Origin of the sequence: Thalassolituus sp. LLYu03 (assembly GCF_050507655.1) — a bacterium.
Lineage (GTDB): Bacteria > Pseudomonadota > Gammaproteobacteria > Pseudomonadales > Oceanobacteraceae > Venatoribacter.
Map to the genome: position 1 here is coordinate 1,341,594 of NZ_CP191496.1, position 21,280 is coordinate 1,362,873.

At 55.7% G+C, this 21,280-nt stretch carries 15 protein-coding genes, 1 tRNA gene and 1 pseudogene; 13 read left to right on the forward strand and 4 right to left on the reverse strand.

Going from position 1 to position 21,280, the window contains the following annotated elements; genetic code table 11:
* Positions 1 to 347: 347 nt before the first annotated feature.
* Positions 348 to 1,088 (reverse strand): uroporphyrinogen-III C-methyltransferase, encoded by a 741-nt coding sequence (cobA, locus tag ACQUQU_RS06105; protein ID WP_430462365.1) that lies wholly within the window; start codon positions 1,086 to 1,088, stop codon positions 348 to 350.
* 35 nt (positions 1,089 to 1,123) lie between these two features.
* Positions 1,124 to 3,799: a molybdopterin-dependent oxidoreductase gene (locus ACQUQU_RS06110; RefSeq protein WP_430462366.1), complete on the reverse strand. Its 2,676-nt coding sequence runs from the start codon at positions 3,797 to 3,799 to the stop codon at positions 1,124 to 1,126.
* Between the two features lie 402 nt (positions 3,800 to 4,201).
* Here ACQUQU_RS06110 and ACQUQU_RS06115 point away from each other — a divergent pair, with 402 nt between their 5' ends.
* The 5 genes from ACQUQU_RS06115 to ACQUQU_RS06135 all read left to right on the forward strand — a co-directional run bounded on the left by ACQUQU_RS06115 (position 4,202) and on the right by ACQUQU_RS06135 (position 12,687).
* Positions 4,202 to 5,593: a diguanylate cyclase gene (locus ACQUQU_RS06115; protein WP_430462367.1), complete on the forward strand. Its 1,392-nt coding sequence runs from the start codon at positions 4,202 to 4,204 to the stop codon at positions 5,591 to 5,593.
* A gap of 501 nt (positions 5,594 to 6,094) precedes the next feature.
* Entirely contained in the window at positions 6,095 to 8,659 is a 2,565-nt protein-coding gene (gene nirB / locus ACQUQU_RS06120) for a nitrite reductase large subunit NirB (RefSeq protein WP_430462368.1), read from the forward strand.
* A gap of 69 nt (positions 8,660 to 8,728) precedes the next feature.
* Positions 8,729 to 9,052, forward strand: a complete 324-nt coding sequence (gene nirD, locus ACQUQU_RS06125; RefSeq protein ID WP_430462369.1) for a nitrite reductase small subunit NirD — start codon at positions 8,729 to 8,731, stop codon at positions 9,050 to 9,052.
* Between the two features lie 77 nt (positions 9,053 to 9,129).
* On the forward strand, positions 9,130 to 10,596 hold the full coding sequence (locus ACQUQU_RS06130; protein ID WP_430462370.1) for a NarK family nitrate/nitrite MFS transporter: 1,467 nt from the start codon (positions 9,130 to 9,132) through the stop codon (positions 10,594 to 10,596).
* Positions 10,597 to 10,956: 360 nt separating this feature from the next.
* Complete coding sequence (locus ACQUQU_RS06135; RefSeq protein WP_430462371.1) at positions 10,957 to 12,687, forward strand: protein kinase domain-containing protein; 1,731 nt, start codon at positions 10,957 to 10,959, stop codon at positions 12,685 to 12,687.
* Positions 12,688 to 12,732: 45 nt separating this feature from the next.
* On the opposite strand, the gene ACQUQU_RS06140 is transcribed toward ACQUQU_RS06135, so the two are convergent.
* The gene (locus tag ACQUQU_RS06140) at positions 12,733 to 13,131 is read right to left on the reverse strand and encodes a PA2817 family protein (RefSeq protein WP_430462372.1); all 399 of its coding nucleotides are present in this window, start codon (positions 13,129 to 13,131) and stop codon (positions 12,733 to 12,735) included.
* Positions 13,132 to 13,157: 26 nt separating this feature from the next.
* On the opposite strand from ACQUQU_RS06140, the gene ACQUQU_RS06145 reads away from it, so the two are divergent.
* Genes ACQUQU_RS06145 through queF form a run of 3 tightly spaced genes read left to right on the forward strand, consistent with a single transcriptional unit; the run spans position 13,158 to position 15,684 of the window.
* A complete protein-coding gene (locus ACQUQU_RS06145) occupies positions 13,158 to 14,081 on the forward strand; it encodes an ATP-binding cassette domain-containing protein (protein ID WP_430462373.1) in 924 nt (307 codons plus the stop codon).
* Positions 14,078 to 14,854 (forward strand): ABC transporter permease, encoded by a 777-nt coding sequence (locus ACQUQU_RS06150; RefSeq protein ID WP_430462374.1) that lies wholly within the window; start codon positions 14,078 to 14,080, stop codon positions 14,852 to 14,854. Before ACQUQU_RS06145 ends, ACQUQU_RS06150 begins: the two co-directional genes overlap by 4 nt.
* 8 nt (positions 14,855 to 14,862) lie before the next feature.
* Positions 14,863 to 15,684, forward strand: coding sequence for an NADPH-dependent 7-cyano-7-deazaguanine reductase QueF (gene queF / locus ACQUQU_RS06155; RefSeq protein WP_430462375.1), 822 nt, complete (start codon positions 14,863 to 14,865; stop codon positions 15,682 to 15,684).
* A 31-nt stretch (positions 15,685 to 15,715) separates the two neighbouring features.
* Here the strand turns inward: queF and ACQUQU_RS06160 are convergent, their stop codons facing one another.
* The gene (locus ACQUQU_RS06160; RefSeq protein WP_430462376.1) at positions 15,716 to 17,161 is read right to left on the reverse strand and encodes an adenylate/guanylate cyclase domain-containing protein; all 1,446 of its coding nucleotides are present in this window, start codon (positions 17,159 to 17,161) and stop codon (positions 15,716 to 15,718) included.
* A gap of 193 nt (positions 17,162 to 17,354) precedes the next feature.
* Here ACQUQU_RS06160 and ACQUQU_RS06165 point away from each other — a divergent pair, with 193 nt between their 5' ends.
* The 5 genes and pseudogenes from ACQUQU_RS06165 to gltX all read left to right on the forward strand — a co-directional run bounded on the left by ACQUQU_RS06165 (position 17,355) and on the right by gltX (position 21,225).
* Positions 17,355 to 17,921 carry a nitroreductase family protein gene (locus tag ACQUQU_RS06165; RefSeq protein ID WP_430462377.1) on the forward strand — a complete coding sequence of 189 codons (567 nt, stop codon included), beginning with the start codon at positions 17,355 to 17,357 and terminating at the stop codon, positions 17,919 to 17,921.
* An 82-nt stretch (positions 17,922 to 18,003) separates the two neighbouring features.
* Positions 18,004 to 18,091, forward strand: a tRNA-Ser gene (locus ACQUQU_RS06170).
* Between the two features lie 720 nt (positions 18,092 to 18,811).
* Positions 18,812 to 19,207, forward strand: a pseudogene (locus ACQUQU_RS06175) (methyl-accepting chemotaxis protein); the annotation flags it as partial.
* A gap of 123 nt (positions 19,208 to 19,330) precedes the next feature.
* Complete coding sequence (locus tag ACQUQU_RS06180) at positions 19,331 to 19,633, forward strand: CZB domain-containing protein (protein ID WP_430463017.1); 303 nt, start codon at positions 19,331 to 19,333, stop codon at positions 19,631 to 19,633.
* A 74-nt stretch (positions 19,634 to 19,707) separates the two neighbouring features.
* A complete protein-coding gene (gene gltX, locus ACQUQU_RS06185; RefSeq protein ID WP_430462378.1) occupies positions 19,708 to 21,225 on the forward strand; it encodes a glutamate--tRNA ligase in 1,518 nt (505 codons plus the stop codon).
* The last annotated feature ends 55 nt before the right edge of the window (positions 21,226 to 21,280 follow it).

Here is a 21,280-nt window from a genome sequence, read left to right on the forward strand (position 1 = left end):
GCTTTTACTGTTGGTCAAATATGCACCGTCGCGGTGCTGATGAGATGTTGGTAATACGTTGCGTATCAGGAGTGATTTTTTAAATTATATTTTTATAATTTAATTTCGCTGAAATTTCTGATGATTGCTGGTGTTATTCAATTAACAGTTGTTATTTATATTGAGTTGGATTTATAACTCAATTATCCGGCTTGCGTTCTTTTTGTTATAAAGGCTGTAATTACCTTGGAATAGTAAGGTTAAATGCTTAGTTTATGGGCTGTTTTTAATGACGATATGTCTTTGTTTTTATGACTTTCGTTTAGACATTTAGCGCCCATGGATGATCAGGGCGCTAAATATCTTGTTCATGCTACCGCCTGAGCGTTGGCTTCCTGTTGTTGCACTCTGGCCATTGCTGCTACTTCACCAACAAAAATGAGTCCCGGACCATCGCTGTCGCCGAGCACACGCTCGGCAATGTGCGGCAGGTCCATTAACACGCCTTTGAATACCTGCTGAGTGGACAGGGTTCCGTTGATGATTAACGCCACCGGAGTGTCTTCGCGCAGACCTTCCTGCAGCAGGTGGGCGGTAATCGGACCGGCCTGACGCAGGCCCATATAAAATACCCGGGTTGGATTCTGGCTCGGAGAGAATTCATTAAAGCGGGTATGACCGGAATGCAGCACCAGCGCATTGCCATAATCGCGATGGGTCAGCGGAATACCCGCAGCGGCGGCACAACCACCGGCGGCGGTAATACCCGGCACTATCTGTACCTGTACACCGTGTTTTTCCAGATATTCCAGTTCCTCGCCGCCACGACCAAAAATAAAGGGATCACCGCCTTTTAAGCGCACCACTTTTTTGTGTTTACGTGCCGCGCTGAGCAGGGCTTTGTTGATGTCGATCTGCGTCATGCTGTGGGCGCCGCAGCGCTTGCCGGTATGAATGCGGGTGCAGCGGGCCGGCAGCAGGGCCAGAATGTCATCGGAAATCAGCGAATCGTACAGCACGGCATCGGCTTCACTGATCACACGCATGGCTTTCAGGGTCAGTAGTTCCGGGTCGCCGGGGCCGGCACCGACTAACCATACTTCGCCCATTTGTGTGTCCTGAGAGCGTGTTTTTGCAGACTGTTTCATGCGCTTTTCTCCATCACTGGGGCATGTTTGGCCACCAGTGCTTTGATTTCCGGCAGGCAGGAACCGCAGTTAGTGCCGCATTTAAGTGCCTTACCCAGTTCTGCCGCGCTGGTCGCGCCGGCAGCAATGGCGTTGATGATGTCTTTGTCGCCGACCTGGAAGCAGGAGCAGACGATGGCGCCACAGTCCGGCCGGTTGGCAGGCACGCCCGGCAACAGCGCACGACGGTCTTCGCGGCTGATCTGGTCATCCTGAAAACGCTCCATCAGCCATTGGCGGGTGGTGAAGCGGGTGTCCTGATGGGTGAATACCACGGCCACTAAGCGGCCTTGCTGCAGCAGAATGCGGCGCACGTGTTGTTCACGGCTGTCGCTGAAATAGAGCCAATCACCCTCAGGCAGACGGCTGGCGATGCTGTCGACCCAATCCGCGGCGCTGCCCTGGCCGGCGGTTTCGTAAAAGAAACCATCGCGGAATACGCCGCTCGCCCAGTAGTCGCACTGCAGGTCGCCCAGATCATCGCGGGTCAGAATCATGCCTTGCCAATCGGCTTTAAACGGCGCGGCTGAGACACCGGTGACTTTCAGTTCCGGTTGTCCGGACAGCGGATCGCGCCACTCGCCGATTAACGTGCCCATGCGTGCCAGTCCGGAGTAGCGGCTGGTCCAGTGCATGGGCACAAAAATTTCACCGCGGCGTTGCGCATCGCTCAGCTGCGCGCGCACCAGAATGCGGCCTCTGTGATTGCTTACCTCAACCAGCTGATCGTGAACGATGTTGCGGGCGGCCGCGTCTGCCGGGTGGATGTCGGCGTAGGGCTCGCTGATGTGCTGGGCTAAGCGGGGGGCTTTGCCGGTGCGGGTCATGGTGTGCCAGTGATCGCGTACGCGACCGGTATTCATGATCAGGTCGCCTTCGGTACGAACCTGCGGCAATTCCGGCATTACCGTCACAAAGCGCGCTTTGCCCGATTCGGTAAAAAAGTGGCCATCGCTGAAGAAGCGGGCGCGGCCTTCCGGATACTGATCGTTCACCGGCCACTGAATCGGCGCCATGGCGTCGTATTGTTCGCGGGTCATGCCGGCCAGCCCGCCGATATCAAAATCGCGGCGGCCTTTGTTTTCGAAGGCCGACAGGCGCGCGTGCTCGTCGAAGATATCCGCCGGATGCTCATAGCGGAAAGCGTCTTCAAAGCCTAAGCGGCGGGCCACTTCGCAGATTGCCCACCAGTCGGGCATGGATTCGCCCGGTGCACTGAGGAAGCTGCGCTGGCGGGAAATACGGCGCTCGGAATTGGTGACGGTACCGTTCTTTTCGCCCCAGCTGGAGGCTGGCAGCAGTACATGGGCGGCGGCGGCGGTGTCGGTATTGGCCATGCAATCGGACAGCACCACCAGTTCGCAGTGCTGCAGCGCTTCTTTGACGGCGTCGGCGTCGGGCATGCTCACCAGCGGATTGGTGGACATGATCCACAGGAATTTGATTTCACCACGGCGCACGGCCTGAAACAGATCCACGGCTTTCAGGCCAGGGCGTTCCGCCATGCGCGGTGCATTCCAGAAGCGGCGCACGCGGTCGCGGTCGGCCGGGGTAAAGTCCATGTGTGCGGCCAGCTGGTTGGCAAGACCACCCACTTCACGACCGCCCATGGCGTTCGGCTGGCCGGTGATGGAGAAGGGCGCGGCACCTGGCTTGCCAATCCGACCGGTGGCCAGATGCACATTGATGATGGCGTTGCCTTTATCGGAACCTGAACTGCTCTGATTAATACCCTGCGAGTACACGGTGACGGTACGGGGAGTATCGGCGAACCAGTGGAAGAAGGTGCTCAGCGACTGGCTGTCGATGTCCAGAATTTCAGCGGTTTCCTGCAGGCTGACGCAGGCATCGCGGGCGGCGGTCAGGGCCTCGCCCAGACCTTCGGTGTGGCGCACGATAAAGCCGTGATCAACGCGGTTGCACTCCACCAGATAGGCCAGCAAGGCGCAGAACAGATAAGCGTCGGAACCGGGGCGGATGGCCAGATGCAGATCAGCGATGTCACAGGTGGCGGTGCGGCGCGGATCAATCACCACAATTTTCATATCCGGGCGTGCGGTTTTGGCGGCAACGATGCGCTGATACACAATCGGGTGTGCCCACGCCGCGTTGGAGCCGACCAGAATCAGCAGGTCGGCCTGTTCCAGATCTTCGTAGCAGCCGGCCACGGTATCGCTGCCGTAAGCGCGCTTGTGCGACACCACGGCAGACGCCATGCACAGACGGGAATTGGTATCCATGTTGGAACTGCCAATAAAACCTTTCATCAGTTTATTGGCCACGTAATAGTCTTCGGTCAGCATCTGACCGGCGCCGTAAAAGGCGATGGCCTCCGGGCCGTGCGTGAGCAGCACCTGCTGGATTTTGTCGCTGATCAGACTCAGGGCAGAATCCCAGCTGGTGCGCTTGCCGTTCATGGTCGGGAACAGCAGGCGGCCTTCATCGCTCAGGGTTTCGTGCAGGGATGAGCCTTTCACGCACAGACGGCCGAAGTTCGCCGGATGATTGTCGGTGCCGGATACAGGCTCCACCGCATTGTCGCGGTGCTGGACCGTGACACCGCAGCCCACGCCGCAGTAGGGGCAAGTGGTTTCGGTTTGCTGAAGATGTTGACTGGTTATTACCGTTCCCATTCCGGACACCCGGGCATTCGCCCAAAAAAATCAAAAAAAAAGCGCTCACGGGAAAGATCCTGTGAGCGCCAATGCTCTGTTTTGCACAACACGACAATGTCTGGCATCAACACTGATGCCGTGAACCCACGGGAAGGTATCGCAGGTTCAACAGGGCTTATTCAAGAAGGATGCCAGCTTACGAAATTCCGCTGTGGGCGGGTTTTCTTCAGCGCAGGGTGGTGGTTTTTGCACTGGTGTGGTGCGAAATTCATCTCCGGTGGTAAATAGTCGGGCGGAATTTCTCACGAAGCGGCCTTTTATCGGTATTACCTGCAGATCATTCGTTCCCTGCCGCAGGGAATGGCTGAATGTTGGCTAAACTGGCTGTAGATCAACAGGTTTGCGGTGGCCGGCAACCAGATGAACGATGCAGAACAGAACAAGCCGCTGTCCGTGGGTGTTACCCCGGATGGCTCAGAAGCAAAACATACGGAACTGAGTAATCCGGGTATTCACCGTCTGGTGAATGAAATTCCCCTGATGAGCCGGCGGATCGCCAATTACATTGTTGGCAAGCCTATCACCATTCTCGCCTTCGGCGAAGAATCGGTGCCGGAATCCCTGCGCGACAAAATCACCCGTGCGGGCTTTCGGCTAAAAGCCGTGGATTCCATTTCCCATTTGCTCACCCATGAGGGCAACAATACCTGCGCCCTGATCGTGAATCTGGATGTGATCAACGACAAGCAGCGCGCCCGTATGCTGCAGCTGGCCGAACAGAGCATCAACCTGCCGGTGATCGCCATCAGTACCCACAGCGGCCTAAATGAACGGATCGATGCCATCCGCATGGGCGCCACGGCCTTTGTTACCACGCCGGTGAATGACGATCAGGTGCTGGCGGAAATCATCTCGCTGACGGAACGCTACGAAGCCGACCCGTATCAGGTGCTGGTGATCGACGATCAGGTATCGGTCAGCAGCTATATCAGTGGTGTGCTGGAACAGGCCGGTTTTCTGGTGACTGTGATTAACGATCCGGTGAACGAGCTGATGCCGTATCTGCAGAACCACATCCCTGATCTTGTTCTGCTCGATCTGTATATGCCGGGCATCAATGGTCAGGAGCTGGCGGGTGTCATCCGTCAGCAGGAAAGTCTGCTGAGTGTGCCCATTGTTTTTCTGTCCACCGAACACAGTCAGCACGTACAGGTGCAGGCCATGGCGACCGGCGCTGATGTATTTCTGTGCAAGCCGGTACAGCCGATTGATCTTTTGTATGCGGTAGAAGCGCGCATCCGCCGCGGCCGTGCGGTGCGTAATCTGGTTACCCGCGATCCGTTGACCTCACTCTGGAATCGTCGCGAGGCACTGCGCCGGCTGGAAGATGAGGTGCTGCGTTGCCAGCGCTATGGCAACAAACTGTGCGTCGGGCTCATTGACCTTGACCGTTTCAAGCGTATTAACGACACGTTCGGCCACGCAACCGGAGACCGGGTTATCCGCCACTTTGCCCTGACCATGAAAGCCCGTCTGCGCGACGGCGATATTGTTGGTCGTTTGGGTGGGGAGGAATATCTGGTGGTGTTGCCGGAAACCACGCTGGCGGTGGCCGACAAGGTGTTGCGCCGGGTATCCGATCATCTGGAAAACAATCAGCCGGATGAGCGTTTCGTTTATACCTTCTCGGGTGGTCTGGTGCGTTGTCTGCCCGGTATGCGGGTCGACACTGTGCTGGAGCTGGCCGATTCGGCGCTGTATCAGGCGAAAGAGAAAGGCCGCAACTGCGTCGTGGCGGTTGATACCCGCTGAGACCAGTAGGAGGGGGCGTTCTCAGCCCGGTCGTCTGATATGTCGGCTTCTTTTTGTTGGGTTCTTTCTCGTTCGGTTCTTTGTAGTTCGTTCTAAGCTGTTCAGGTTTCCTTTCAGTTGTTCTTGAGTGTTTCTCCGTAAGGCTTTCGCCAATTACTCCTTGCTGCGTTGCAGATTTCACTTGTCTGCCGAGCACTCGTTCAGTTAACGCCTCCGTTTTTACGTCAACGTGACCTTCTTGTTTTGCTCCGCATTGGTGCAACTTTGAAAAACCATGGATAAACCCGGTGCAAAATTCAGGTGCGAACCCTGGTTGTACCGGCCCCTTATCGCACGGGAAATACCTTTGAAATCAGCGTGGTTACAGGCTTTTTAGTAGTTGGCATTGGGTTTGCTAAACCGAATTCGATACTACCGGTTGCAACGGCGTGGCTGGTGGTAGGGCAACGAAGCACAGACAGGAGAAACCAGACCATGACCACATAGCAGAGAGAGATTCCCATGAGCAAGAAACGCATTATTGTCGTTGGCAACGGCATGGTGGGACACAACTTCATTGATACCCTCGCCAATTCAGAATTTGCCTCCCAGTTAGAACTGATTACCTTCTCTGAAGAGCCACGTCTGGCCTATGACCGCGTGCAGCTCAGCAAATATTTTTCCGGTGCAACGGCCGCCGATCTCGCCCTGACTACCGAAGCGCATTATCAGGATAAAGGCGTTGTTTATACGCTGAATGATAAAGTCGTGTCGGTTGATACCCATGCGAAAACCATAACTACCGCCAGTGGTCGGGTGGAAGGTTATGACAAGCTGGTTCTGGCTACTGGTTCTTTCCCGTTTGTGCCTCCGATTCCTGGTAAAGATCAGGATCACTGCCTCGTTTACCGTACCATCGAAGATCTGGAAGCCATTTCTGCCTCCGCCGCCGTGAGTAAAACCGGTGTCGTTGTAGGCGGTGGTCTCTTAGGTCTTGAAGCCGCCAATGCACTGAAGCAGGCCGGTCTTGAAACACACGTGGTTGAATTCGCCCCGCGTCTGATGGCCGTTCAGCTGGACGAGGGCGGCGGTAAGCTGCTGCGTCGTAAAATCGAAAGTCTGGGTGTGACCGTACACACCGAGAAGAACACCAAAGAAATCGTGGCCGGTACCGAAAGCCGCTACCGCATGAATTTCGCCGATGGTTCCTTCCTTGAAACCGACATGATTCTGTTCTCGGCCGGTATCCGCCCGCAGGACGAGCTGGCGCGCCAGTTTGGTTTAGATATCGGTGAGCGTGGCGGTATCGTGGTGAACGATTACTGCCAGACCTCCGCCGAAGACGTGTACGCCATTGGTGAATGCGCACTGTGGGACAACAAAATCTACGGTCTGGTGGCACCGGGCTACCAGATGGCGAAAGTGGCCGGTCAGCACATCGTGGCGTCACTGCTGACCCACACGGAGCCTGCGCTGTCGTTCAAAGGTGCCGACATGAGCACCAAGCTGAAACTGCTGGGTGTGGATGTTGCCTCCATCGGTGATGCGCACGGTCACACCGCGGGCTCTCACAGCTATGTGTTTAACGACGATATTGCGGAAGTGTACAAGCGCCTGATTGTCTCGGCCGACGGCAAGAAACTGCTGGGTGCTGTGCTGGTGGGCGACGTTGACGCCTACGGCACTCTGCTGCAGCTGAAACTGAATGACATGGATATTCCGGGCAACCCGGCTGGCCTGATTCTGCCGGCGTCCGATGGCGCTGAGCCAGTGGGCCTGGGTGTGTCTGCACTGCCGGAAACCGCACAGATCTGTTCCTGCTTCGATGTTACCAAGGGCGACATCGCCAAAGCCGTGCAGGGCGGTTGCTGCTCCATGGGCGACATCAAAGACGCTACTAAAGCCTCCACCGGCTGTGGTGGTTGTTCGGCACTGGTGAAACAGGTGATGGACGCTGAACTGACCGCGCTGGGCGTGGAAGTGAACACCAATCTCTGTGAACACTTTGCCTATACCCGTGCCGAGCTGGCCGACATTGTTCGCGTGAAAGGCTACACAACCTTTGCTGAGGTGGTGGAAGGTCATGGTAAAGGTCACGGCTGTGAAATCTGTAAACCAACCGTGGGTTCTATTCTGGCGTCATTCCACAACGAATACGTACTGAAAGACGAACACATCGGTCTGCAGGACACCAACGATATTTTCCTCGGCAACATGCAGAAAGACGGTACTTATTCCATTGTGCCGCGCATTGCTGGTGGCGAAATTACCCCGGATAAATTAATCGTACTGGGCGAAATTGCCCGCGATTACGACCTGTACACCAAGATTACCGGTGGTCAGCGTATCGACCTGTTTGGTGCTCAGCTGCACCAGCTGCCGGAAATCTGGAGCCGTCTGGTGGATGCTGGTTTTGAAACCGGTCACGCTTACGGTAAATCCCTGCGTACGGTGAAATCCTGCGTCGGTTCCACCTGGTGCCGCTACGGTGTGCTGGATTCTGTGTCCATGGCCATCGCACTGGAAAACCGTTACAAGGGCTTGCGTGCACCGCACAAAATTAAATTTGCGGTGTCCGGTTGTACCCGCGAATGTGCCGAAGCCCAGAGCAAAGACATTGGTGTGATCGCCACCGAAAAAGGCTGGAACCTGTACGTGTGTGGTAACGGCGGTATGCGTCCGCGTCACGCCGACCTGTTCGCTACCGAACTGGACGACGAAACCCTGATTAAATACATCGACCGCGTACTCATGTTCTACGTGCGTACCGCCGATCGTCTGCAGCGTACGTCGGTATGGATGGAAAACATGGAAGGGGGTCTCGACTACCTGCGCGATGTGGTGGTTAACGACAAGCTGGGCATTTGCCAGGAGCTGGAAGACGGTATGACCCGTGTGGTGAATACCTACCAGTGCGAATGGAAAACCACCATCGAATCACCGGAAAAACTCAAGCGCTTCCAGCACTTCATTAATGCGTCCGACGAAGACAGGCACCTGCGCTATGTGCGCGAGCGCGGTCAGCGTCGTCCGGCCACCGAAGCCGAGCGCATTGAGCTGGTCAGTCTGGAAACCGCCGGTCAGTAAGCGACCGGTCCGCCGGGCAGGTCAGCCTGCCCGGAAACTTCATCACATTATTATTAGGCGGACACAACGATGACTGCATGGACAAGTGTTTGTAATCTGAACGATATCGCACCGGATACCGGGGTATGCGCATTATTTAACGGCGAACAGGTGGCGATTTTCCGCTGGGGTAATTCCGACACGGTTTACGCCATTTCCAACTACGATCCGCTGGGTGATGCAAACGTGCTGTCCCGCGGTATCATCGGCTCGATCGGTGAGCGTCCGGTGGTGGCGTCACCTCTTTATAAACAGCATTTTGATCTGGAAAACGGCGAGTGTCTGGAAAAAGCCGATGTTTCCGTCAAGCGTTATACCGTGCGTGTCGATGCCGGTGTCGTGCAGCTGAGCTGATCTCTGAATCGATAAACCTGACACAGGCGGGCACCGGGTGCCCGTCTTGAACTGCAACTGCCGGATGCCGCACCTTTATGAACGCTGACGCTTTTAACCTGTTTTCCTTCCGCGGGAAAATGAAAACCCTGCATTTAAGCTGGATCGCTTTTTTCATCACGTTCGTGGTGTGGTTTAACCATGCGCCCCTATTGCAGGCCATTGCTGCCAGTCTGGGCCTGACTCCGGCAGAAATTAAAACCCTGCTGATTCTGAACGTGGCGCTGACCATTCCGGCGCGGGTGGTGATCGGTATGCTCACCGACCGTTTTGGTCCGCGCATTATTTATTCACTGTTGCTCGCGGTCTGTTCTGTGCCGTGCTTTATGTTCGCTCTGGCCGACGACTTTGTTCAGGCCGCCATTGCCCGTTTTCTGCTCGGCTTTATCGGTGCGGGTTTCGTCATCGGTATCCGTCTGGTGAGCGAATGGTTCCCGGCCAATGAGTTGGGTACCGCTGAAGGCATTTACGGTGGCTGGGGCAATTTCGGCTCTGCCGCGGCGGCTTTCACGCTGCCTGTGCTGGCTCTGGTGCTGGGCGGTGATGACGGCTGGCGCTGGGCAATCGGTTTGACCGGTGTGATGAGTCTGGCCTTCAGTTTCGTATTTTATTTTAACGTGTCCGATACGCCGAAAGGCTCGACCTATTTCCGTCCGAAAAACATTGGCGCGATGGAAGTCACCAGCAAAGGCGATTTCTTCTTCTTGCTGCTGATGAAAATTCCGATGTACGCAGCGCTGGCGTTGCTGGCGTGGAAGCTGTCTCCGGCGGGTGTGAAAATGTTCAGCGAAACCACCACGCTGCTGATTTATGTGGGGCTGACCCTGCTGTATCTGTACGAAGTATCCCATGTGTGGAAAGTGAACAAGGTCGTGTTCGAACAGCCGGTGGACGAGCTGCACCGCTACAAATTCAAACAGGTGGCGGTTCTGAATGTGCTGTATTTCGCGACCTTTGGTTCTGAACTGGCGGTGGTTTCTATGCTGCCACTGTTCTTCGCCGAAACCTTCCAGCTGACCCCTGTGGTGGCGGGTATGGTGGCCTCGGCGTATGCCTTTATGAACCTGATGTCCCGTCCGGGCGGTGGCTGGTTATCGGATAAATTCGGCCGTAAACCAACCCTGCTGTTGCTGACTCTGGGTCTGGCGATTGGTTACTTCGCCATGGCCATGGTCGACAGCACCTGGCCTCTGTGGCTGGCGGTGGTTGCGGCGATGGCGTGTTCATTCTTTGTGCAGTCCGGTGAAGGTGCTGTGTTCGCTGTGGTTCCGCTGATCAAGCGCCGTCTGACCGGCCAGATCGCAGGCATGACAGGCGCGTACGGCAACGTGGGTGCGGTGACCTATCTGACCGTGCTGTCGCTGGTGGATTATTCGACGTTCTTTATGGTGATTGCAGCGACGGCGGTGGTGGGTTTTGTTGCCCTGCTGTTTATGGAAGAACCAAAAGGCCATATCGCAGAAGTGAATGCGGATGGTTCTGTGCAAATGATCAGCGTGGGTTGAACGCTGACGGCACACGATAACGGCTGCCGGAACTGAACGCCGGCAGCCAACAGTTTGGAGCCTCTGGCAGGTAATGCCTGAATTTTCCTTCATCAGTCTTTCGGAATGATTCAGAAGCTCCTTTTTTCTCTCTCTGTGCTCTGTGTGAAAGGGCCCCAAGTTAAAAATCACCCCGGATACCCGTAAATGTGGCGGAGTCCCGTTTTACGACTAAACCAGAATAATGGTATCCGTTTAAACAGCAGAATCCCCCAAGTTGCTGTTGAATAACGCCTCGTCGTTACCCTTTCACACAGATTTTTTATTCCCTATAGTAAAACGCCAAACAAGCAGGGCTGAGCGGTGAGCCGGAAATTATCAGTGGTTTATGGTGGGTACAGCAGTGCGGGCGTAAAACCCGTTAATGAAGATGCCTTTGCTGCCTATCAGCCCGACACCGCACTGGCGGATTACAAAGGCATCGCCGTGTGCGTTGCCGACGGTGTGAGCTGCAGCGAGCAGGCGCAGCTGGCCAGCACCACCAGTGTTACCCATTTTCTGCAGGACTATTACAGCACCCCGGACAGCTGGGATGTAAAAACAGCCATTTCCCGGGTGTTGTCGTCCTTAAATGCCTGGCTGTTTCATCATGGACAGCAGGCCAGTGCGCGCCACAACAGTCTGGTCACTACCTTAAGTTCGGTGATTGTTAAATCCAATACCGCGCACATCGCCCATGTCGGCGACTCCCGTATTTACCGCTTACGTCAGGGCGTTCTGGAGCCCATGACGCGCGATCACCTGCACCGGCACGGCAATGGCCGCGAATATCTGAGCCGGGCGCTGGGTATGGATACGCATCTGGAAGTCGATTACCGCGAAGAAATTCTGGCCGAAGGTGATCTGTTTTTGCTGACCACCGACGGTGTGCATGGCTTTCTGAACGATCCGGATTTACTGGCGGTGGTGCAGCCGCTGGCGGATGCCGGCGTATCCCAGCACCAGCTGGAAAAAGGCTGTAAAGAACTGGTGCGGCGGGCGCTCGAGCACGGCAGTAACGATAATCTGTCGGCCTGCCTGTTGCTGGTGCGGGAGTTACCGCTGCCGGAGCTCGACGAGGCCAGACGTTCGCTCACGGCACGTGTGATTCCGCCGGTGCTGAAGGTGGGCGACAAGATTGATCATTATCAGATTACGGACATTCTGTTTGCCGGTACCCGCAGCCATGTCTACAAAGTACAGAACCGGCGTGATGGCAAAATCTATGTGTTAAAAGCGCCGTCACTGAATTTCTCCGACGATCTGGTGTACCTCGAAGGCTTCGTGCGCGAGCAGTGGGCGGGCAGTCGTCTGGATCATCCGAACGTGCTGAAAATCTACCCGCCGGCTGAACAAAGCCCGTATTTGTATCACATCAGTGAATGGTTGCCGGGTCAGAGCCTGCGCCAGTGGATGCTGGACAATCCGCAGCCGACCTTAACTCAGGTGCGCCACATTACCGAACAGATCGTTCATGGCCTGCGGGCGTTGCAGCGGGCAGGTATGGTCCACCGCGATCTTAAGCCAGAAAACGTCATGTTGCTGGCCGACGGTGGCCTTAAGCTGATTGATCTTGGTACTGTACTGGTACGTGGGCTGGCCGAGATCAACAGCGCTGTTACCGAAGACATTCCGCAAGGCTCGGTGAATTATGTGGCGCCGGAAACGGTGCTGCACAACCGGGCAACGGTGCAGAGCGATCAGTTTTCGCTGGCGGTGATGGTGTACGAAATGCTGGCTGGCGGACAGCCGTACCAGATGGATCAGGTCCATCGCCGGGGCGCGCGTTCCATTCAACAGTGGAAGTACCGCAGTCTGTGTGAGCGGCGGCCGGACATTCCTGTCTGGTTTGATCTGGCGGTGAAAAAGGCCTGTGATCCGGATTTGAGCAAGCGCTACGAGGCGTATTCTGAATTTCTGCACGACCTGCACACGCCGAATCCGGCGCTGCTGCGCCAGCAACAGCAGCGGCCACTGATGGAGCGCCATCCGGTGCGCTTCTGGCAGGGCGTGTCAGCACTGCTGTTGCTGATGGTTCTGATAGAGGCGCTGCTGCTGACGCACACCTTGTGAGTCGGTTGTTCTGATTCCGGCTTTCAGATTCAGTTATGCCGCCTCTCAGGCGTTATAGCCGCCCTGAGCACTCAGGGTGCGGCGGGTCAGTGCGCGGTCAAACGACTGGCCGTTGGCATTGGCGTCTTCTTCCAGCTCGTCCAGTTGCTGGAACAATGTAATTTCTTCATCGCTCAGGTAATGCAGGCATTCGCCGCCGAAAAACCACAGCAGATCGCGGTCTACGGCCGGTGCCAGCTGCGGATGATGGGTGAACAGCTGGCTCAGCCAGGCGATGCCCAGTTCGTAACCTGCATCAGAATGTTCCTTCAGCTGGTCAATAACCCGCTCAAGCTGTTGTAGAATCTCTTCACTGATCAGATCCGCAGCGTCGGAGCGGGCACGCGTCAGGCGGCCGGCAACCTGCTCAAGCAGGGCGATGTGGTGGTTCAGTCTTTCACTCATGTTCAGGTAATTCCTAAGGTTGCTTAATGAAGGCTCCCGCCTTAGTCGTACAGAATTTAACCAAGGTCTATGACAATGGCTTTCAGGCTCTGAAAGGCATCAGTCTGACCGTGGCGCAGGGCGACTTCTTCGCTTTGCTGGGCCCGAACGGCGCGGGCAAATCGACAACGCTCGGTATCTTATCGGGTCTGGTGCAAAAAACAGAGGGCAGCGCTCAGGTGATGGGCGCAGACGTGAACACTCAGGCCTTCGAAGCCCGACGCTATCTGGGGGTTGTACCGCAGGAGTTCAACTTCAACCAGTTCGAAAAGGTGTATGACATCGTCATCACTCAGGCCGGCTACTTCGGTCTGACGGCCAAAGAAGCGGCGCCACAGGCAGAAAAGCTGCTCAAAGCCCTCGATCTGTGGGAGAAGCGCGACAGTCAGTCACGTTTGCTGTCGGGTGGCATGAAGCGCCGGCTGATGATCGCCCGGGCGCTGATTCATCAGCCGAAGGTGCTGATTCTGGATGAGCCGACGGCCGGGGTGGATATCGAACTGCGCCGCTCCATGTGGGCCTTTATGCGCGAGCTGAATGAAGCCGGCACCACCATCATTCTGACCACGCATTATCTGGAAGAAGCCGAACAGATGTGCCGCAACGTCGCCATCATCAACAAAGGTGAAATCGTGCAGGCCACCAGTGTGCGGCAGTTACTGGCGCAGCTGAACACCGAAACCTTTATTCTCGATCTGGTGAATCCGCTGACCGCGGCGCCAGTGCTGGATGGTTTTACGGTACGTCTGGTGAACGGTGATGCGCTGGAAGTGGATGTTGAAAAAGGTCAGAGCGTGAACCGTATTTTCAGTCTGCTGACGGAGCAGGGCGTCGAGGTCCGCAGCATGCGCACCAAGTCCAACCGTCTGGAAGAATTGTTTGTCAGTCTGGTCCGTGGAGGTAAGGCATGAGTCCGGCCCGTATTCAGTGGGTAGCCTTCAGTACCATTGTGGTGAAAGAAGTGCGTCGTTTTATGCGCATCTGGCAGCAGACGCTGCTGCCGCCTGCCATCACCATGACCCTGTATTTTGTGATTTTCGGGCATCTTATCGGTAGCCGGATCGGCGCGATGGATGGCGTCGATTACATGTCGTTTATCGTCCCGGGGCTGATCATGATGAGTGTGATCACCAACGCCTATGCCAACGTGTCGTCCTCTTTTTTCAGCAACAAATTCCAGCGCAGCGTCGAAGAAATGATGGTGGCGCCGGTGCATCCGGGCACCATTCTGCTCGGTTATGTGTGCGGTGGCGTAGCCCGTGGCGTGGCGGTGGGTGTGATTGTGACCCTGCTGTCGCTGTATTTTACCCACCTGCAGCTGCACAACCTGCTGGTTGTGGTGGCGGTGATACTGTTGTCGGCCATCCTGTTTTCGCTGGGTGGCTTTATCAACGCGGTGTTCGCCACCAAATTTGACGATATTTCGATCATACCGACCTTTGTTATTACGCCGCTGACGTATCTCGGTGGTGTGTTTTATTCCATCAGCCTGCTGCCCGGTTTCTGGCAGGGGGTTTCTCAGTTCAACCCGATTCTGTACATGGTGAACACCTTCCGTTACGGCATCCTAGGTATTTCCGACGTCAACGTCTGGTTCTCTCTGGGGATGCTGGTGTTCTTCATTGTGTTGCTGGCGGCCTACAGTCTGTGGCTTCTGCGTCGTGGTAAAGGTTTACGTCAGTAAGGTGATTTATGGCTTCGGTTTCAAGCGAACATAACCCGTTAGGCAAAGTGTCTGCCTACAAAGATGAGTACGACGCGTCTCTGCTGTTCCCGATTGAGCGGGAAGAGAGCTGGCGCGTTCATGGTCTGAACCGCCACGAAGTGGCTTTTTATGGTGAAGACATCTGGAACGGCTACGAAATTTCCTGGCTGAACAGCCGCGGTAAGCCGCTGGTGTGTCTGGCCGAGTTTCATATTCCGGCGACTACCCGGTATCTGGTGGAATCCAAGTCGTTCAAGTTGTATCTGAACTCGTTCAATCAGACCCGTTTTGATGATGCGGAACAGGTGCGTACTACCATGGAACGCGATTTGTCTGCCGCCGCGGGCGGTAACGTGACGATTGTCTTTCATGATGTCGATGCCCGTTTTCCACAGGCGCCGGCGGCCCGTTGCATTGATGAACTCGATATAGAAGTGACTGGCTATGAGCCGGACCCGTCATTGCTGCAAGTGACCGACGGTGAATTTGACGGCTGGGTGTGCAGTCATCTGCTGAAGTCGAACTGCCCGGTTACCGGACAGCCAGACTGGGGCAGCCTGTACATTCACTATCGTGGTAAGCAAATCGACGAGGCGGGGCTTCTGGCGTACGTGATTTCTCTGCGCCAGCATCAGGATTTCCACGAGCAGTGCGTTGAGCGCACGTTCCGCGATATCTGGCTGGCGTGTAAGCCGGAAAGTCTGACTGTGTATGCGCGCTATGTGCGCCGCGGTGGGCTGGATATCAATCCGTTCCGGTCTTCTGAAGCCGGCGCGCAAGCGGTTAATTTCCGCTTGTCGCGCCAGTAAGGCGGGTATTTCGCTTTGTTCTGATTGACGCTCAGTGCGTCGTTCCGGTCGTCGTCGGTGGTACGACGGCCGGTTTCTCCACTTTCTTCTGCACAATGCCGCGTGTACGCAGTTTGGTGGCGGCTTTCTCCAGTGCATCTGCGACCTTGTCGCGATCTTCGTCACGTACCTTGTCGCTTTCCAGATACAGAGAGAAGCCCTCTGCTTCATGGTTCATAAAGCTTGGGTTTGAACCCAGATCACGACGGTAATCCACCACCTGATACAGAGGTACCGGGTCGCGGAAGCCTTTCACCATGGCGCTGCCACGCTGGCGGCAAATAATTTTGTCTTTGATCAGGGCGTAGGTTTCATGGGACACCAGAATCTCACCCGGTTCGGCTTCGCTTTCGAGTCGGCTGGCCAGGTTCACCTCTTTACCGATGATGGTGTAGTCCATGCGGCTTTCGGTACCGAAGTTACCGACGGTGCAATAACCAGTGTTGATGCCCATACGGATCTGCAGGGGAGCAGTCATGCCGTGCTCGGCCCACTGCTTGCGCAGTTTGAGCATGTGGCGGCGCATTTCAATGGCCATGGAAACACACGCCAGTGCGTCGCGTTTAGTGCCTTTGCTCTTCGGGTCACCAAAGAAAATCATGATGCCGTCACCGATGAATTTATCGATGGTACCGCCGTATTTCAGCGCGATGCGCGACATATCGGTCAGATACTGGTTGAGCAGGTCGGTGAAGGCTTCGGCCTCCATTTGCTCTGACAGCGATGAGAACCCCACGATATCCGAGAAGAAAATCACCAGCTTCTTACGCTGGGTTTCCAGTTTGGCCTGACGGCGCCCGCTGAAAATGGATTCCCACACCTGAGGCGCAACGTATTTGGATACCTGATGGGAAAGGGCCTGAAAACGTTCAACCTGTCCCTGAAATTTTTGTTTCAGGCGGATCAGGTCACGCGCCTGACGGTTACTGTTAAAAGCGGACACCGCCAGATGCACCGCCACGCCGAAGGCGCAGGTCAGAAACAGCCCGACAGGCACTGGCTCTGGTGGCACGTGGCCGAAAATCAGGACGCCCGCAGCGGCGCCGGATACCAGCGAAATGATGCAGAAGGCCCAGGCGGTGAAGCTGCCGACAATAATGAAACTGGTGTTGATCATCACCAGAAAGAGCACCGATAACTCAACCGGCAGCTGAATGTAACCAAGAAAGAAGCCACACAGCACGGCGTCGCCGTGAATCAGAAACTGGCGGGTAGTGTAGGCGCGGCGGATACGGAACGGACGGCTGGCGGCATACACCAGATGCGGGTACGCAATGGCAATCAGGGTAACCAGCATGGCAGCGGGCTCGAAATAGCCCATGAGAATACCTATGGTTACCGTAACCGCGGCAACGCCATAGCCCAATATGCGGGCCATATAGTCCTGTTTGGGTAGGGTCGTCTCGGCGAAGTGGGACGGATCCTGAAGATTAGACATGATCTGCGCTCATTGTCGTTGTTGTTATTCTAGTTGCAGATTTTGAGACGAATGAATCAAAACACACTTGTGATTGCATCTATATACCCAGTTTACAATTGTACAGCAAGACAGTGACGGGATAGACAGCTGATTAACGGCCGCGACCACCTTACAATAGGAACATGACCAGATTATTGATGTGAATGCTTTTATGGACGCAATTCAGGTACTGACAGGACGTGTTTCTGTCGCGCAACTCACTGGCCCGGACATTTCGCCGGAAGAAGAACAACTGCTGTTCAAAGCGGCTTTGCGGGCTCCGGATCACGCATGGCTCAGGCCAAGCCGCTATCTTACGGTGCGCGGTGCGGCCCGCGAAGAGCTTGGCCGCATATTTCTTGAGTCTGCACCCGATTCGGCATCATTGTCGGACGACAAAAAAGAGAAATTGCTCAATATGCCCATGCGGGCGCCGCTCATTGTGGTCGCCATCTGCTCGGTGCAGGAGCATCCGAAGGTGCCGCGTGACGAACAGCTGCTGTCGACCGGTGCCGGCGTACAGAATTTACTGAACGCGGCCTGGGCCCTCGGTCTGGGTGCCATCTGGCGCACGGGTGATGTATCAACGAATCCTTTGGTCGCCAAGGCGCTCGGGCTTGCTGAGAACGAGGTGATCGTCGGCTTTGTTTACGTCGGCCGCATCAGCGGCGAGGCGCGTCAGCCGCCGGAGATGGTGATTTCTGACTTTGTGACTGACTGGACGGCAAAATCGTTATAAAAACAAAGTCTTATGCAGAAAGGGTGTTGACGCATCCGGATCATCTGCGTATAGTTCGCGGCCTCTGAGTTGCACTCAGTTAGGTGAGGTGTCCGAGTGGCTGAAGGAGCACGCCTGGAAAGTGTGTATACCGAAAGGTATCGAGGGTTCGAATCCCTCCCTCACCGCCACTAATTCAAAAAGCCTGTTGGAAACAACAGGCTTTTTTTATGCCTCGCATTTGCAGTAGCAGGAGTGGTGAGGGCGGGTAAGAACCCTCGTGGGTTCGTACCGAGCGCAGCGACAAACGTCCGGAGCCTGCGACGGCGTTCATTCCGACCGGAAAGTTATCTTGGCGTAGTCGGGATATCCCTCCGCTTTCTCAGTCCGGCCACTCAATTTAAAAACCGCATTGTCGTCAGGCATTGCGGTTTTTTTATGCTCCGGCTTCGACGAAACGAAGGCGGTGAAAGGAGGGTGCTGAACCATCGTGGGTTCGCGCGGCGCACAAACGTCCTGCCGCTTTTTTCTGGTTCTTCTTTCCTGCGGCTTTGCGGGTTCCTTTTTTGGCTCAGGCAATTTGCGCCCCATCTTCTATAGTTTTTGTAGTCTTCTGAGTTCAATCCGAGGTGTTTGTGTTTTTTTCAGGGCGAAATAGCAAGGCAGCAGAGTCGGTTGCCGAACAGGCGTTGAATGCAAGAATTCTTAAGCTCGAACAGGAACTCAAGTTGCTGCGCAAGGTGAAGGATGTGGCCGATATGCGCAGTCAATACAGTCTGGAGCAATTGCGCGAAAGTGAGGCGCTGCGCCGGTTATGGTCGTCTTCCTCTCAGGCCATTGACCAGATTCGTCATACGCTGGCGGGTATGGCGCAGGGGATTGTTGAGGACAATGCCTCTGTTGCCGATTCTATGTCAGGCGTAGATGGTATTCAGGGGTCTCTGACGGCGTTGACAGGTGAGCTGACGGTTATTCGCAGAGAGTCCGCTGACGCCTCGCAGGCTGTTGGTGGTCTGACGCAGGTCGCACGGGGTATTCAGAATTTTGTCGGTCTGATTCAGGGGATTTCGGAGCAGACGAATCTGCTGGCGCTTAATGCTGCGATTGAGGCGGCCCGTGCAGGTGAGCAGGGGCGTGGATTTGCCGTGGTGGCCGATGAGGTGCGAACCCTGGCTCAGCGTACGGCCGAGGCAACGGCCGAGATAGGCAGCCTGATTTCGACGATCAGCGGCGAAGTTGAGCGTGTTGCGGCCAGTATTGCCTCTGTTGGCGAGCGTGGCGATGTGTTGGCAAAAGAGGTTGGGCATATTTCGGGACAGATCGGTGTGATCTCGGATGTCACAAACAGTATTTCGGGCAGCTTCGACTATGCCGCGGCGCTCAGTTTTCTCGAGACCGTAAAGCTGGATCACGTGGTCTGGAAAGCTCATGTGTATGAATGCATCTGGTCGGCGGATCCGGATTCCTGCCACACGCTGGCAGATCACACGGCATGTCGTTTGGGTAAGTGGTATCTGGAGGGGGCTGGTCATCAGAAATATCGCCATTTACCGGCATTCGCCCGTCTGGATGAGCCCCATAAGAATGTGCATGGTCATGGCTTTAAGGCGCTGGAGGCGCACCGGAATCGTGATCATGGTAAAACGGTCAGTTATCTAGAGCAGATGGAACGTTCCAGTGAGCGGGTCATCGAGGTGATTACGCAGCTGGAGGATGAAATCCGGTCTGCCTAAGCAGCCGGTGCGAAAACACTGGCTTTTCTCTATAATTGCCGCCTTTCAACCGACAGCTACAGAGATTGGTTTCTATGACGGTCCGCACCCGTGTTGCGCCTTCACCGACCGGTGATCCGCACGTAGGCACAGCCTACATCGCCCTGTTTAACCTTGCCTTTGCCCGCCAGCATGGCGGTGAGTTCATCCTTCGTATCGAAGATACCGATCAGGTGCGCAGCACGCCGGAATCTGAGCAGGCGATTCTGGATTCTCTGCGCTGGCTGGGTGTTGAGTGGAGCGAAGGCCCGGATGTCGGCGGTCCGCACGGTCCATATCGCCAGAGCGAACGTCGCGAAATTTATCAGCAGCATGTAGAAATTCTGCTGGAGCGCGGCCATGCCTTTAAATGCTATCGCACCACCGAAGAGCTGGATGCTATGCGCGCACAGCGTCAGGAATCCGGTAACAGCATGGCGCTTAAGCCGTCTGATCTGATTCTGCCGGCGGACGAGATTGCCCGTCGCGAAGCGGCTGGTGAGCCCTTTGTTATCCGTATGATGGTGCCGGAAGAGGGTGTGTGTGTTGTCGATGACATGCTGCGTGGTCCGATCGAGCTGGACTGGTCGCAGGTCGATGCGCAGGTACTGATGAAGTCGGACGGTTTGCCAACCTACCATCTGGCGAACGTGGTCGATGACCATCTGATGGGTATCACCCATGTGATCCGTGGCGAAGAGTGGATCAGCTCTGCGCCAAAACACAAACTGCTGTACAGCTACTTCGACTGGGTGATGCCGCAGCTTTGCCATATGCCGCTGCTGCGTAATCCGGATAAGAGCAAGCTGAGCAAGCGTAAGAACCCGACTTCCATCCTGTTTTACGAGCGCATGGGCTTTATGCCGGAAGCGCTGCTCAACTATCTGGGCCGCATGGGCTGGTCGATGCCGGATGAGCGTGAAAAATTCAGCAGCGACGAAATGTTCGCCAACTTCGATATCAAGCGCGTGTCGCTAGGTGGCCCGGTATTCGATATGGAAAAACTGCGTTGGCTGAACAGTCTGTGGCTGCGTGAGCTGGATGCGGAAACCTTTGCTCAGCGCTTTGCCGCCTGGGGCCTTAAAAAAGAACGTCTGCTGCCGGTGATTCCGCATGTGCAGCCGCGCGTGGAAACCTTCTCTGACGTCGTGCCGCTGGCTGGCCATTTCCTCGGCGGTCTGACCAGTCTGACACCGGCGCAGTTTGACAACAAAGCGCTGGATCAGGAGCAGCTGGTGACTGTGCTGCAATACGGCCTGTGGCAGCTGGAAGACATCCGTCACTGGTCGGTCGATGAGATCAAGACCCGTATGTTCGCTCTGGCGGGCAAGATGGACATTAAAGTGCGCGACTTCCTGTTTCCGTTCTTTATTGCCATTGCCGGTACCTCGGCCACTATTTCTGTGCTCGACACCATGGCGCTGCTGGGCCCGGACATGAGCCGTGCCCGCGTGCGTCACGCCATTGACGTGCTGGGTGGCGTTGGTAAGAAAAAAGCCAAGAAGATGGAAAAAGACTATCAGGATATGGTGGCCGCGATTGCTGCCGCGGCTCAGGAAAATCCTGAAGCCTGATAGGGCAGGGCAGCGGCGTCAGTCGCTGCCCTGATTTCCCCCACTGTATGTCATC